The 14,974-nt window shown below is 42.3% G+C and carries 15 protein-coding genes; 11 read left to right on the forward strand and 4 right to left on the reverse strand.

Annotated elements, in window-relative coordinates; genetic code table 11:
• Window positions 1-129: 129 nt before the first annotated feature.
• Window positions 130-1,317, reverse strand: coding sequence for an MFS transporter (locus H539_RS0110825; RefSeq protein WP_026693522.1), 1,188 nt, complete (start codon window positions 1,315-1,317; stop codon window positions 130-132).
• A 155-nt stretch (window positions 1,318-1,472) separates the two neighbouring features.
• Between H539_RS0110825 and cax the strand changes: the two genes are divergently transcribed.
• From cax to H539_RS0110840, 3 genes are all read left to right on the forward strand, one after another.
• Entirely contained in the window at window positions 1,473-2,528 is a 1,056-nt protein-coding gene (gene cax, locus H539_RS0110830) for a calcium/proton exchanger (RefSeq protein WP_026693523.1), read from the forward strand.
• A gap of 465 nt (window positions 2,529-2,993) precedes the next feature.
• Window positions 2,994-3,734 carry a YfkD famly protein gene (locus H539_RS0110835; protein ID WP_245602163.1) on the forward strand — a complete coding sequence of 247 codons (741 nt, stop codon included), beginning with the start codon at window positions 2,994-2,996 and terminating at the stop codon, window positions 3,732-3,734.
• Window positions 3,735-3,936: 202 nt separating this feature from the next.
• The gene (locus tag H539_RS0110840; protein WP_026693525.1) at window positions 3,937-4,116 is read left to right on the forward strand and encodes an SE1561 family protein; all 180 of its coding nucleotides are present in this window, start codon (window positions 3,937-3,939) and stop codon (window positions 4,114-4,116) included.
• 12 nt (window positions 4,117-4,128) lie between these two features.
• Here the strand turns inward: H539_RS0110840 and H539_RS0110845 are convergent, their stop codons facing one another.
• Window positions 4,129-4,704 carry a GNAT family N-acetyltransferase gene (locus H539_RS0110845; protein WP_026693526.1) on the reverse strand — a complete coding sequence of 192 codons (576 nt, stop codon included), beginning with the start codon at window positions 4,702-4,704 and terminating at the stop codon, window positions 4,129-4,131.
• A gap of 201 nt (window positions 4,705-4,905) precedes the next feature.
• Here H539_RS0110845 and H539_RS0110850 point away from each other — a divergent pair, with 201 nt between their 5' ends.
• From H539_RS0110850 to rlmD, 4 genes are all read left to right on the forward strand, one after another.
• Window positions 4,906-6,456, forward strand: coding sequence for a fumarate hydratase (locus tag H539_RS0110850; RefSeq protein WP_026693527.1), 1,551 nt, complete (start codon window positions 4,906-4,908; stop codon window positions 6,454-6,456).
• Between the two features lie 206 nt (window positions 6,457-6,662).
• The gene (gene pdaA / locus H539_RS0110855) at window positions 6,663-7,460 is read left to right on the forward strand and encodes a delta-lactam-biosynthetic de-N-acetylase (RefSeq protein WP_026693528.1); all 798 of its coding nucleotides are present in this window, start codon (window positions 6,663-6,665) and stop codon (window positions 7,458-7,460) included.
• 57 nt (window positions 7,461-7,517) lie between these two features.
• Complete coding sequence (locus tag H539_RS0110860; protein ID WP_026693529.1) at window positions 7,518-8,399, forward strand: DNA-3-methyladenine glycosylase family protein; 882 nt, start codon at window positions 7,518-7,520, stop codon at window positions 8,397-8,399.
• On the forward strand, window positions 8,400-9,788 hold the full coding sequence (gene rlmD, locus H539_RS0110865; RefSeq protein WP_026693530.1) for a 23S rRNA (uracil(1939)-C(5))-methyltransferase RlmD: 1,389 nt from the start codon (window positions 8,400-8,402) through the stop codon (window positions 9,786-9,788). It abuts the gene before it with no gap.
• A gap of 19 nt (window positions 9,789-9,807) precedes the next feature.
• Here the strand turns inward: rlmD and H539_RS0110870 are convergent, their stop codons facing one another.
• Together H539_RS0110870 and H539_RS0110875 are read right to left on the reverse strand one after the other, a co-directional pair.
• Window positions 9,808-10,059: a hypothetical protein gene (locus tag H539_RS0110870; RefSeq protein WP_026693531.1), complete on the reverse strand. Its 252-nt coding sequence runs from the start codon at window positions 10,057-10,059 to the stop codon at window positions 9,808-9,810.
• A gap of 64 nt (window positions 10,060-10,123) precedes the next feature.
• Window positions 10,124-10,486, reverse strand: a complete 363-nt coding sequence (locus tag H539_RS0110875) for a recombinase family protein (RefSeq protein ID WP_026693532.1) — start codon at window positions 10,484-10,486, stop codon at window positions 10,124-10,126.
• A 321-nt stretch (window positions 10,487-10,807) separates the two neighbouring features.
• Here H539_RS0110875 and H539_RS0110880 point away from each other — a divergent pair, with 321 nt between their 5' ends.
• The 4 genes from H539_RS0110880 to H539_RS28355 all read left to right on the forward strand — a co-directional run.
• Complete coding sequence (locus H539_RS0110880) at window positions 10,808-12,445, forward strand: copper amine oxidase (protein WP_026693533.1); 1,638 nt, start codon at window positions 10,808-10,810, stop codon at window positions 12,443-12,445.
• A gap of 459 nt (window positions 12,446-12,904) precedes the next feature.
• On the forward strand, window positions 12,905-13,789 hold the full coding sequence (locus H539_RS0110885; protein ID WP_162144714.1) for an NHL repeat-containing protein: 885 nt from the start codon (window positions 12,905-12,907) through the stop codon (window positions 13,787-13,789).
• Window positions 13,790-13,918: 129 nt separating this feature from the next.
• Window positions 13,919-14,134 (forward strand): DUF2716 domain-containing protein, encoded by a 216-nt coding sequence (locus H539_RS30760; RefSeq protein WP_081415851.1) that lies wholly within the window; start codon window positions 13,919-13,921, stop codon window positions 14,132-14,134.
• A 550-nt stretch (window positions 14,135-14,684) separates the two neighbouring features.
• On the forward strand, window positions 14,685-14,974 hold a 290-nt coding region (locus tag H539_RS28355; protein WP_035322390.1), incomplete at its 3' end, for a S8 family serine peptidase.

Genomic DNA, 14,974 nt, shown 5'->3' on the forward strand with positions numbered 1-14,974 from the left:
TCGGCTTCGCCTGCGGGGTCTCACCTGTCCCGCTGCTCCCGCTTAAAAAAACGGAGAACGACGGTGCTTTTCTAACTAAATTGGCAGGCTGGATTAGGACTATAAATTATAAATTAAGTAATTTTAAGATTATAATGTCTCCGCATTATTCATGGTTTCCGGAAATGTTCCCCGGGGTTTGAAGGCGGAAAGGAGGATAAAGCAAATCAGGAAAATGCTGCTGATTACATAGAAAAAGGCTTCTCCTTTGAAGAATTGGATAATGAGACCTCCAAAGAAGGGGCCTGCAAGACTTCCCAGACTGAAGCAGATACCGCACATTAGATTCCCTGCCGGCAGGAGGCTGGACGGAGTTAAGTCTGCCATATAGCTGATTCCGAGAGAAAATGTCGATCCTGTCAACATGCCTGCCAGCAGCAGGGAGATGAACAGTCCTGTGACGGAATTTTTGCTTAACCCCGCAAGAGTGAAGAAGGTAAATCCGGAAAGCATGACAGCGATCAAGACCTTTTTCCTTCCGAATTTGTCACTCAGAATACCGAGCGGAAACTGAAACAGAATAGCTCCCACAGCGAAAGCGGGAAGCAGGAGGGACACTTCTGATACTGTGATCCCATTCCGTAAAGCATAAACAGGGAAGCTTCCATTTAAGGATGCCTCAACAAAACCATAGGAAAAAGTAGGCAAAAACGCCAGCCATGCATATTTTGCGGCTCTGCCAAACCTGTTAATTGTCCCTCTAAGAGAAATGGTTTCAACTGATTTCTCTGGATAGTCATTTTTCAGTATAAACAAAGTGAGCCAGGCAAGCATGCTGATGCCTGATGATAGATAAAAGGGCAGCTTTTCATTAAATTCCACCAGATTTGTAAGTGTAGGGCCGGCAGCAAATCCCAGCCCGAAAAATAGCCCATAGATGGATACATTCCGTCCGCGTTTTTCAACTGGGGAAGAGGCGGTAATCCAGGTTTGTGTAGCGAAATGCAGCATATGGTCGCCAACTCCGATAAACAGCCTTAAAATAAACCAGAACCAAAGAGAGGTCCATAATGGAAATAAGAAGAGGGACACAAATACCGTACATCCTCCGATTATGATCATCTTTTTATAGCCCAGCTTCCTTAGGGGGGCTTCCATAAATGGAGAAGCGAGCAGGATTCCTATGTAAAGACCCGTTGCATGGAGTCCGTTTATAGAAGAACTGACCCCGTGCTTTTCAAATATAACTGCCAATAGAGGCAGAAGCATTCCTTGTGAGAATCCCGAAATGCCTACGATGCTTACCAATACCCAAAATTGCAATCTTGTTAGTTTCATTTTGTTCTCCCTGAGCAATTATAATAATAGATGTTACTAGTTTGGTTCAGGATTAGGCAAGTAAAAAATGAGGTAAAGAAGCATATTGCTTTAGGAAGAAAGAACCTTGGAAACGTACATAACAAAGAAATCGCATTAAACTTTGGAGGGGAATAATGGTCAATAAGATTTTCTTGATATTAGTGATTATTGGAGTACCACTATCTGTTATTGGAACATTCCTGCACTTCTCGACAATTCTTATGTTTCTTGTCTATTGCCTTACCATTATTGCCTTATCAAGCTTTATGGGCCGGGCAACTGAGAGTCTCGCCATTATAACCGGGCCCAGAATTGGGGGACTGCTGAATGCTACGTTCGGCAATGCAGTGGAGCTGATTATATCCATCTTTGCGCTGCAGGCGGGATTGGTCGGAGTCGTGCTTGCATCTTTGACGGGATCGGTAATCGGGAATCTGCTTCTGGTGGCAGGACTTTCCTTTTTTATTGGAGGCCTGAAATATAAAAGGCAGAAATTTAATGTATTTGATGCGAGGCATAATGCTGGACTGTTAATTTTTGCTGTTATTATTGCTTTTGTCGTACCGGAAGTATTCAGCATGAATATGACTTCAACGAAAACGCTCAAGCTAAGTGTGGGAATATCCATTACGATGATCGTGTTATATCTTGCTGCCTTATTTTTCAAGCTGGTAACTCACCGCGGGGTCTATCAGCATAAGGAAGAGATAAGGAAGGTGGAGGAAGAACCGGAATGGAGCAAGGGAAGGGCCATTACAGTACTGGCGCTGGCAACTGTGGCTGTAGCTTACATCTCTGAGCATTTAGTTCATACCTTTGAGACAGTCGGGAAAACATTCGGCTGGACGGAGCTCTTTATCGGGATTATTGTAGTAGCAATTGTAGGGAATGCAGCCGAGCATGCATCAGCCGTCATGATGGCCTTTAAAAATAAGATGGACATTGCGGTTGAAATTGCGGTAGGCTCCACTTTGCAGATATCCATGTTTGTGGCACCGCTCCTTGTGCTGGTCTCCCTATTTTTCTCAAAATCAATGCCCCTGGTATTCACATGGCCGGAATTAACTGCCATGGTTACATCTGTACTGCTCATGATTATTATTTCAAATGATGGAGAAACCAATTGGTTTGAAGGACTGACCCTCCTGGCAGCTTATGTGATCATGGGAATTGGCTTTTATCTTTTATAACGCAAAAATGACTCTGCCGCTTGGGAACGGCAGAGTCATTGATTTTTTAAATAACGTTTAAAGGTACAAAAGCATTTACAGTGGTCCTCTAGCTGATTCACCCCCTGTTGTTTGCTGCACAGCGAAACCATTCTTTCCATTAAACCAACTTTTCACCCGTTTAAAGCTGAAATCAGTTTGTATAGGCATACCTCCCTATATATAGATGGGTATGAAACGATTTCGCCTCCTTCCTTTATTATAAAGATAGTATAACAAAAATATTAATAATTGTAAATCTTCTGAATTTTACAATTATATTACAATGACGCGATAAATTTATAAGGCCTCCGCATAAATCCCAAATAAGATAAGCATCATAAAAGAAAAGTTATATAAAGCCAATAAGGAGTGTGCAGCATGTTCAGACTCATTTTATCCTTATCACTCAGCTTCTCCCTTATTGCCTTATCAGGGCCGTCTTCAATGGCAGCAGGGAAGCATCAGAATAACACCAGTCCAAAAACCGCTGTTCCTCAGTCTGTTCTAAATATTGCTAAAGAAAATACGTATCCGAATGCCTCACAGGACATGCCGTATCTTCAGCCAAGCAAGCTGACCAGGCAGCTGACCAAATCGTCCAATGTGAAGATTGAAAATCCAGAGCTGATCAGAATGCTTAATGAATCCAATATCAATAAATCTCCCTTTGCCCTTGGATACCGGGCAACCATATACTTGGGCCATTGGGCGCTGAACTATCAGTCTCTAGAGAGTTCTCCTAATTGGGAGTATCAGAAGGTGAATACAAATTACTTTGACAACAGGGGAGGAATTGCCCCCTATCAGATTCATTATGTACAGGAAGCGCAAAAAACCGTGCGCGGCGGATTGACTGCCAAAATACCGGAGGCTGAAGATGTGCATAAAATGATGCTCCTGAAGGCAGCCAACAAAACCGGGCTTCCTCTTGCCTATGAAGCGATTATCGGCAATGGCACAAAAAAGGACCGGATTTACAACATCCCTGCTAACAGGACCGGTTATCTCCATGCCTATGCATCTGCTGTCAATGAAAAAGGCAAAGTGACGTATGGGGAAGTATATTTAATCTTAAAAGGCACAAAGCGCTATATTTCCGTAAAAAATGTTACATCCCAGGGGATCGGAGCCTGGATCCCTATCCAGGACCATCTCTCCTTCAGTTTCATGGTATCGGCAAGATAAGTGCGAAAACTCCGTTCTTAAAGAAGAATGGGGTTTTTTGTGTAAATGAGGGAATGAGAAACAAGCATGTCTCAAAATTTGGACTGAAATAAAAGCCTTAAATGAACAAATAATAATCAAACAACCTCCCTAACGCCTATTTTTCATTGCGCTCTTCTCCTGAATTGGGTAGGATATTAGAGACGGAAGGAGAGAAATCACCTTGGGAAAAGCGATTGAAAATAAAGATGGACAGGTAGCCTATTTAAAGCAGAGGCTATCCATGTTTTTAGACGTACTGGACAGTATCGATCCTGAAGAAACAGAGCTGGAAGACATTGACCGCTTGATTGAAATGCTGGATGATCTAGAGCTGAAGGTCAATCAATTCTCTAAAGAATAGAAAAAAGGTGAATCAAGCCCGGGAGGCAGGATTCACCTTTCTTTCTTTACTTACCATCCAATCTTCTTTCAGGATCGAATAGATATTCGCATCATGAGAGCGTCCATTCTGAAAAATATAGCCCCTGAGCAATCCCTCCTTTTGGAAGGCATGCCTTTCTAAAAGCCTCTGAGAAGCAGCGTTGTCCGGGTATGTAACAGCGCCAATCCTGTATAAACCAAGATCTTCATATCCATATCGAAGCAATTCCTCTACGGCTTCGGCTGCCAATCCTTTCCCCCAATAATCAGGATCCAGCTCATAGCCGATTTCTGCTCTTTTGTTCCATGTCTGCAGATTATTAAATCCGGCCGTTCCGATCAATTCATTATTTTCCTTTAAAATCAGTCCCCACCGGATCGATCTTTTTTCATTAAACATCCTCTGAAACGAATGGATAAGGTTTACGGCATTTTCTATCGAAGTAAAGGTATCCATGCCATAATAGCGTGTTACCTCCTCATTCGAAAAAATCTCATAAAGTCTTTTGCTGTGGTGTTCTTTCACTTCTGCAAGCAAAAGCCGTTCTGATTCAAGCTCAATAAACAAGTCCTTTCCCCCTTTACACGGTCTGTAAGTAATTCTTCACAGACAGGAAAATTCCTTCTTTGAATCCGTAAAGGTTTGGGAGCGTTTGCAATATTGCCTTTCCGAATAAACAAGATAGGGGTATAATGGATTTGTGAATTTTTATAATATTGTAATATAACAAAGATAGAATCATTCTGGGAGTATGAGGGGGACAAGCAAGTGAATACAGAAAAACTTCAAGAGAGCATGTATCAATTAATTGTAGAAACATCCACCAATCTGCCAAAAGACGTCAGGCGGGCTATTAAATCAGCGAAAGAGCAGGAAAGTGCTGGAACGCGGGCAGCGATGAGCCTGGATACAATTGCAGAAAACATTCAAATGGCGGATGAAAATATTTCACCGATCTGCCAGGATACAGGATTGCCGACATTTAAGGTGAAAACACCGGTAGGAGTCAACCAACTGGAGATCAATGCGGCGATTCTGCATGCCATTCAGAAAGCGACACAGGACGGCAAGCTCCGCCCGAATGCCGTGGATTCACTGACAGGGGAAAATAGCGGTGATAACCTGGGGCTTGGTGTGCCAGTTATCAAATATGAACAATGGGAACAGGATTATATCGATGCCCGCCTGATTTTAAAGGGCGGCGGCTGTGAAAATAAAAACATCCAATACAGCCTTCCTTGTGAGCTGGAAGGATTAGGACGCGCGGGCCGGGATCTTGACGGAATCAGAAAGTGCATCCTCCACTCTGTATATCAGGCTCAGGGACAGGGATGCAGCGCAGGTTTCATTGGCGTTGGCATCGGCGGCGACCGCAGTTCAGGCTATGATCTTGCAAAGGCACAGTTATTCCGGGAAGTGGAGGATGTCAATCCAAATGAAGATCTCCGCTCCCTTGAAGAATATGTTCTAGAAAATGCGAACAAGCTTGGAATCGGAACCATGGGCTTTGGCGGAGAAACGACACTTCTTGGCTGTAAAATTGGTGTCATGCACCGCATTCCGGCAAGTTTCTTTGTTTCGGTTGCCTATAATTGCTGGGCGTACCGCCGCCAGGGAGTAAAGATTTCCCCTGAAACCGGTGAAATCCAGGAGTGGTTCTATCAGAGCGGTGAAAAAATCAGCTTTGCTTCCCAGGCGGACCATGAAGTGGCAGCAGCCGCTGAAGCGCCGGCAGTTAATGAGGTTATTCTTCAGGCACCCATCACTGAGGAACAAATCCGAGAACTTAAAGTCGGTGATGTTGTCCGCATAAATGGAATGATCTACACAGGCAGGGATGCCATTCATAAACATTTATCCGAAAATGAAGCACCAATCGACCTTAATGGCCAGATAATCTATCACTGCGGCCCGGTCATGCTGAAGGATGCAGATGGACAATGGCATGTCAAAGCAGCCGGCCCAACGACCAGCATCCGCGAGGAGCCTTATCAAGGAGACATCATGAAGCGCTTCGGCATCCGTGCTGTGATTGGAAAAGGAGGTATGGGGCCGAAAACACTGGAAGCCTTAAAAGAACACGGGGGCGTCTACCTCAATGCCATCGGAGGGGCAGCCCAATACTATGCTGACTGTATAAAATCAGTCGAAGGTGTGGACCTGATGCAGTTCGGCATCCCAGAAGCCATGTGGCACCTTAAAGTAGAAGGCTTCACCGCAGTTGTCACCATGGACTCCCACGGCAACAGCCTCCACCAGGACGTAGCCATGTCCTCACTCGAAAAACTGAGCCAGTTTAAAGATCGGGTGTTCAACTAAAAGCGGAAAGCGGTGCTTTTCAAACATAATTGATGTAAAGCAGGTGGAGAAAAACGAAAAGTTTTCTCCACCTGCTTTTGTTTTTGTTACTGATTTTACTGGCTTTCTGGACAGCTGCTTCTTTGGTAAATTTTCACCTGTCATGTTTTCGTGCTGGAGTAAAACAATAACCGTAAAACAAAGTTCAATTCCAGGAGGATGACAAAATGAAAAAGCTCATGTATCTCATGATAGGTATGATCCTGTATTTTCAATTTGTCCATACAGGCTTTACTTCCAGTTCAAATGAGCGGTACAACTGGGGGTTTGCAAAGGGACATGGCGGAAAGCCTGCTGAGGCCGGCAAGAATCTGGACGATATGCTGAAAAGGCACGGGGCCATTTATAAGGGAAATATTACCAAAAAGGATATATATTTAACCTTTGACAATGGCTATGAAAATGGATATACTTCGAAAATCCTAGACGTGCTGAAGAAAGAAAAAGTACCTGCTGCTTTTTTTGTGACAGGCCATTATTTACAATCCGCGTCAGATTTGACGAAAAGGATGGTAAAGGAAGGCCATATAGTTGGGAATCATTCATGGCATCATCCTGATTTAACAACTAAATCAGAAGCGGAAATTGTGAAGGAATTAGACTCTGTGAAGCTTGAGACGGAAAAGCTTACCGGCCAGAAAGGGATGGTTTATCTTCGTCCGCCAAGAGGAGTATTCAGTGAACGCACCATGGAGATTGCGAATGCGCACGGCTATAAGCATATTTTTTGGTCACTCGCATTCGTAGACTGGAAGGTGGATTCTCAAAAGGGGCCGATGTATTCCTATAATCATGTTATGCGCCAGATCCATCCGGGAGCCATTATCCTGCTCCACACCGTTTCAAAGGATAACGCCGATGCCCTGGATAAAATCATCATTGATTTAAAGAAGCAGGGATATACCTTCAAATCACTTGATGCCCTGATGATGGGAAAGGATTTAAAAGACCCTATGCTGTATTAAGCTAATTGGAAAACATGCTATAATAATGGAAAATTGGCTTATGGGAGGGCTCTGTCTGTGTGGACTGAAACCATTCACGTAATACCGCCTTACAATTTTGATCTTGTATTGGACAGACTGTCAAATGACCCTCTGCATGCTGTGGATACATCAGGACGCAGCATCTTGGTACCCCTTTATGTGAAAGAAGAACCAATAGCTGTTAAAGTCCAGGCAGCGGGGACTACAGACTCGCCTTCCTTCAGAATTTCCGGTGATCGGGAACCGCAAAGGGAAGAAGCTATGGAAAGAATAAAAAAAATCTTTGGCTGGCATCTACCCTTGGAAAATATACAGAACCATTTTGAAAGTTCCGCTTTAAAGGGAATTTTTCAGGAGCATAGAGGCACGCCCTTAATATTGGACTTTGATCCTTATGGCTGCCTTGTGAAATGCATCGTCCATCAGCAGCTGAACCTGAAATTCGCCTACACCCTGACTGCCCGCTATGTAAAAGCCTATGGATTCCAGGTTGATGGCGCCTGGTTTTATCCACCTCCCCAAAAGGCCGCAAAATTATCGGTGGCAGATTTACGGGAACTTCAGTTCAGTGCAAGAAAGGCAGAATATTTGATTGGAATCTCACAGCTTATTGCAGATGGAGAGCTTAATATCAGAGAGCTCAGCAGTGAGCCGGATGAAATAGTTATAGAGCAGCTTACAAAAATAAGGGGAATCGGACGCTGGACTGCCGAAAATTTCCTTCTTTTTGGACTCGGAAGGCCCAATTTATTCCCCAAAGCAGATATAGGCATTCAAAATGCGATAAAGAACCTTTTTGATTTAGAGAAAAAACCGACACAAGAACAAATGGATACATACAGCGAAGGCTGGAATCCATATTTAAGCTATGCTTCTTTATATTTATGGAGGAGCATTGAAAAACGGAGTGAAACATAATTGAACCAGCAAGAAGTAAAACTAGAACAGGGCCAGACCATTCCCCTGACCATTAAAAGGCTCGGCATTAATGGCGAAGGAGTAGGCTATTTTAAAAGGCAGGTAGTATTTGTGCATGGAGCCCTGCCTGGGGAAGAGGTAGTGGCAGAGGTCACGCGCATTCACCCGAAATTTGCAGAAGCCAGCATTAAAAAGATCCGGAAAGAATCAGCAGATCGCGTTACGCCGCCCTGCCCGGTATATTATGAGTGCGGTGGCTGCCAGCTTCAGCATATCGGCTATGACAGGCAGCTGAAGGAAAAACGAGATATTATTGTCCAAGCCCTTGAACGACATGCGAAGGTTTCTGGAGAGAGCATTGATATACGTGAAACGATCGGCATGGAAAATCCTTGGCACTATCGGAATAAGAGCCAATTCCAGGTCGGCACGAATCAAAATGGAGAAATTATTGCGGGTCTTTATGCCTTGAATACACACCGCCTGATTGATATCCCGGAATGCATCGTACAGCATCCGAAAAGCAACCGGGCAACCCGGATTGTCAAGAAAATCATCGCTAAACTGCAGATCCCTATTTATAATGAGCGCAAGAAAAAAGGGGTGGTCCGGACCGTTGTTACACGGGTGGGCTTCAATACAGGAGAGCTGCAGATTGTCATCATAACTGCTACAGACACCCTGCCTAAACGGGACGAACTGATAGCTGAAATAAAGAAACAGCTGCCGGAAGTGAAATCGGTAGTACAAAACATAAATTCCAAAAATACTTCCATGATATTCGGGGAAAAGTCCATACACTTATCCGGCGAAAACCTCATCCGGGAAACCCTGGGGGACATGTCCTACGAGCTTTCAGCACGGACCTTCTTCCAGTTGAATCCCATTCAGACTGTAAAAATGTATGATGAGGTTAAAAAAGCCGCTGGGCTGACTGGAACGGAACGTGTTGTGGATGCCTATTGCGGTGTAGGGACCATCGGATTATGGGTAGCTGATTCTGCTAAAGAAATCCGGGGGATGGATGTCATCAAGGAATCCATTCAGGATGCCAGGAAAAACGCAGCCCGCCATGGAGTGAAAAACGCAAAATACGAAGTAGGCAAAGCGGAGGACATCATGCCAAAGTGGATCAAAGAAGGCTGGAAGCCAGATGTCCTTATCGTGGATCCACCAAGGACGGGACTCGATGATAAGCTCCTTCAGACGATCATCAAGGTCAAGCCGAAGAAAATAGTGTATGTATCCTGCAATCCTTCGACACTGGCGAAAAACATCCAGACTCTAAGCAGGCTGTACAAGGTGAATTCCATCCAGCCGGTGGATATGTTTCCGCAGACAGCTCAGGTGGAGAGTGTTTCGCAACTCATTTTAAAGAAAGGCAACTAACCCTTTTGGGAGTTGCCTCTCATGTTTCTTGTAATGGATTTACAAAGCTATATTTGATGTGAATTGTTCCATCTGATTGACAGATTACTTTTTCCACTAATGAATTAAGTATTTGAGGCGTCAAAGCCTTAAGGTTAAGCAAGTCACTAAGCTTTTCTTTAAGGGTCGCAATATAATCCTTATTTTCGGACTCAATCAAGTCTTCATTTAGTTGCGCCTGTTTATTCAGTAGGGATTCTACTTTGGCATCAAGTGTTTGCTTTAATTCCATTAAATCTTCTTTTGTTATGATCCTTCGGTATAATTTTTTGCAATGGTATCCATACCCGTCCCGCTTAAATAGTCCTGAAATATACGGCGGACGACATTGGGAGTATCATCGTTATTCCATTTTCCAAACCATATCCATAAGGAGGATGTGAACCTACAAACTTTCCCCTTTGCGCTTTAACGCGCTTGGCCTGCTTATTCCTCCGGCTGCTATTGGCTGATTCATTTTCATATAACCAGGCATATAATCCAAAGTTATTGGTATTGCCTTCAATAGTATTTATGGAATTGTCCATGCACACGATGTGAATTCCATGGTCGTTACACATATCCCGTAACTCGTATGAAAGCTTGCCATTACGCGCCAGACGAGATAGCTCTTTGGCTAAAATCACATCATACAATCCGTTTTTTTCATCTTCAATCAAAGCTTTTCATCCCTCTATCTCTTAGGCGCTGCATGGCAGTTTGTGTATTGTTTCGAATTTTTCAGTAGTATTTCTCTGTGTTTTTTTCATGATTTGCTTCCTCCATTTAATTAATTTGTTCGGTAGTTCATCCAACGGCAAAAGGAACATAACCATTTCATATTAAATGTCAATAGAAAAAATCAATTCTCTGGATTTGATTAAGTGTACGGAACCAAAAAGAAATCCCCCTTCCAAACTGTTTCCTTTGAAGTCTCATTAACATATGATGCTTGAAGAGTTGTAATTAACTATCAAAGAGTATAATTGGAGAGTGATTCAATGGCATTAAGACCAGAACTTATTATAGAGGTAGTTCCATTTGGTCCTGACCAAGAAACAACAAATAAATTAAAAAGTATCTGTGGCAATCATCCTACTATCCAATCTTTATTACGGGGAACCAGGCATCTGCTGCTCTCGTTAGAATTACTTGATCCCGGGGATATTCCTGGGAACCCATTAAAAAACAACCCGAAACATTCTCAACCTAGACCACCCAGTGATTTTTTGGCCACATACTATGACTACACCAACAATCGAGCAGTAATAGCCTCTGGACCGATTCATAATCCAGGACTCCTCAAAACCTCTCAATTAGATACGCAGCCGTTGCCAAGTACTGAGGAATTCGAGTTGGCGGTAAATATCGTTCGAGAACATCCTGAGCTTGGCCGCTTCATTCAAGAAGACCTTGTGCGTCCTTACAGAGCAATGCCAGCCATCATCGATTCAGAGGTTCGAAACGGCCGTATTGAAAGGACCCTTGCGGTTGGACTTCTCCCTGTTCAGGAAGGTCAAGAAGGGAACGAAGAGCTATTACATCAGATTGTCGGAATTAATATGATTAGACGTGAAGTAATTATATATGCAACGGGTGCCCCGCCATCTTCAACAGCAAGTGTTCAAATTTGTGAACCCCCGCCTGATGCAAATCAGCCTACAGTAAAAAGAGGAACTGCTGGTCAGGCACAAATAAAAGTGTCACAAGGTGATACGGAGGTTTGGAGTTTCCTTGCAGTAAGACCAGCTGCTTCTTCTGGTATAGTTGGTTCAGGGATCGAACTTCAAAATGTGATGTATCGAGGAAAAAAAGTATTATCCCGTGCCCATGTACCAATCTTGAATGTTCGTTATGTGAATGATGTTTGTGGTCCTTACCGTGATTGGCAGTGGCAAGAAGGGAGGATTGAAGCAGTTGGAACAGATATTGCACCCGGATTTCGCAAGTGCTCCACCCCTGCACGAACCATCCTTGATACTGGTGCAGATACCGGTAACTTCCTCGGTGTAGGGATTTATACAGAAGGGGAAGAACTGGTATTAGTAAGTGAATTGGAAGCCGGCTGGTATCGATATATCAGTGAATGGCGTTTCCACAACGATGGTACGATTCGCCCACGTTTTGGTTTTAGTGCAGTATCCAATTCTTGCACGTGCAATCCTCATATTCACCACGTATATTGGAGATTTGATTTTGATATTCTGGAAGCTAGTAATAACTTTATACAAGAAATTAACGACCAAATCAGTACTGGAACATCTATTTTTAATACGATTGGTTATGAAATCAAAAGAACGCGTGACAATTTTCATAATAGAAAATGGCTAATTTCTAACAAATTAACAGGTGAAGGGTATTATTTGGTTCCTGGTAGGGGTGATGGTAAAGCAGACAGTTTTGGCGTTGGGGACGTGTGGCTTCTTCGTTACCATAGTAATGAGTTAGATGATGGACAAGGTTTTACCTCAAATTTAAATAAAGCTAGAGCTAATTTAGACCAATTTGTAAATGGTGAGTATATTAATGGAAAAGATATAGTGGTTTGGTATTCGGCACATTTCGTACATGATGAAACAAGTGGAGAGGAAGTTTCGCACATAGTTGGTCCAGAGTTAAAACCTCGAAACTGGCAGTAATTATGAATCATCTGATAGGGTATGGCTAAATGTTAATTGGAGATAAAAGCAGGGCAGTCAGCTACGACTGCCTCTTCTTTTAAGTAGATTGGACTTGCTTCGTTAATCCTATAATGTGAAATAAATGATATAGAGGCCCCCTAGACAAGCACAACGTTATACTTTAAAAGAACCAAGCCCTAGTAATTCATCACCGGATAGGGCTTGTTCTTATTATGTAAAAACCTCATTTACTTATGGTACGGTTCCCCACTATTAATGCTAAACTACATCCTAAACGGAAAGAAGTTTGGGGAGCAAGCAGACTAATCAAAAGTGGTCACATCCATTGTTTACCCCACAGAAATGAAAAATTAAATGTTGATAAAGTAAAAGTTGTGGGACGAGAATAGTTCTAAAGGCAACTTTTACTTTTACTTATTGTGCTAACGGGGCATTTTGTAAAATAAATCTATCTTAATGAAGGAATCTATAAAGTTAAAATTGATGCAATGGACTACGATAGTTGTCTATACTTCTATCTTTGATAATGCATTTAATAAAGGATATAAAGTAAAAAGGAGGGGGTATAAATTGGGGGTAAGACCATTATGTAATAAACTATATGGAACTGATGCAATTCTTGGCCACCTAATTTCCATTGATACATTGACGGGAAACGGAACAATTATAGGTAAAATGTTTGATGAAGCTCCATCACTAGCCACCGATCCAACAACTGGTATCTTGTATGCCGGTACTGGTGGAGGCATAGCAGTTCTTTACACGGTTGATCCAAATACAGGTACAGCCACTTTTGTTGGCAATACGGGACTAGGATCATTTACCTCTATTGCAGGATTGGATTTTAGGAGCGATGGCACGTTGTTTGCTTCAGTTAATATAATTGGTGGCAGCCCAACAGGTGCAGATCATTTGGCTATCATAAATAAAAGTACAGGAGTAGCTACAGTGGTTGGACCCTATGGAATATGTGACTCTGGTTCATGCACCATTGAAGGAATGGAAGGAATCACTTTTGATGAGACTGGTACACTTTGGGGTTCACTACGCGTTCGTCGCAGTGACGGAACACCGGGACTGTACACTATAGATACCAAAACGGGAGCCGCTACATTTGTTACACGTATTCAGAACCCTGATGGGTCCACACCAAGCGGCGGTGTTGTCAGCCTGCAGTTCTGTAATAATTTATTATTTGGAGGAACAGCGAATGCTATACCACCTGCAACCGATGGTGGTAAGCTTATTGTCATTGATCCTTCAACTGGATTTTGGTCTTTTGTGGGAACAGGCACTGCAACAGGTGGAACCAGCCTTGGAGGTTTGGCTAGAGTTTTTTGAATTAAATTAATTCAGACAGAGATTTAATTGTTTTATGAGGATTCGCTGTCAAATTGTAGCTAAAGGGGTTCAATAGTTGAGGAGTGGCTGTTCATAGCTACTCCTCTTTTTTATACTGAACTATTTCGAATGCTGTTTCAAAGACAGTACAATAATCCATCGGCAATAGAATTGTTATTCGAAGGAGTAACACAATTTCACTTATCTAATTTAGAATATAAAGAGGTATGGGATAAAATTTATGAGAAATTAAAGTTTGAACCTAGTATTTCACATTTTCCATCTTTTGAATTGTCAAGTCCATTTATCACATATGATGTTTCTATGTTATTAAATGGTCAGTAGATTCTCATACGTATGATGAGATTTATAATGACCTAGAGGAAAAATCGTTGCTCGCCTTTCAAGAACTCACACAAGTAAATGAATATACGTATGCTTTAGATTGGTAACTTCCAGATAAATGCCAAATTCAACCCATTGCCATAATCAATACTCTTCATTAATCCGGTATAACCAATTTAATATTTAAACCTACTGGATGTTTTTTCACATGTGACCCAGTTTCTTTTATTTCGTCCGTGTTGATACATCAGACAATGGTCGTGGATAGACGAGCTCTCACTGCCATCTATAAAGAATAGAAAATGGATTTGAAGAAGGTTCACAAAAACTCGGAAGAGAATTCAGACAATTCGGGCGTAACAAGGTATCTTTTTCTATCAATTTGCCCTCACTAAATTAATCTTTTCTGAATTTATTAATCATATAGGAGAGAGAAGATTTTATTTTTTTCGAAACAAATTATTGTGTTCTTAGAAGAGACTTCTATATTAAACCGGAGAAGAATTTTTCATCTCTTTCCTTAAAAAGAAATTCTAAAGGAGAGGTTTTTTTGGCGGAGCAACGATTAATCGTAGGCTTTCACCCCCAAGTTACCAATCTTGAACGTTTAGAGCTTCATGATAGTCTAGGGGCTACATTTATCCAAGGAATAGATGAACTTAATGCTCATATTGTTACTGTCCCCGCGCAACTCGACCAAGTTTTTTCAGCTCAATACCGTTCAAATTCAAAAGTACGCTATGTCGAGCTTGACGAAAGATTTCATAAAACAGGCATTTGTAGAATCATTCCGAATGACCCTAAATTTGATTTACAGTATGGTCTTGTAAAAATCATGGC

The organism is Peribacillus kribbensis DSM 17871, from assembly GCF_000430765.1.
In the GTDB taxonomy this organism is placed as follows: Bacteria; Bacillota; Bacilli; order Bacillales; family DSM-1321; genus Paraperibacillus; species Paraperibacillus kribbensis.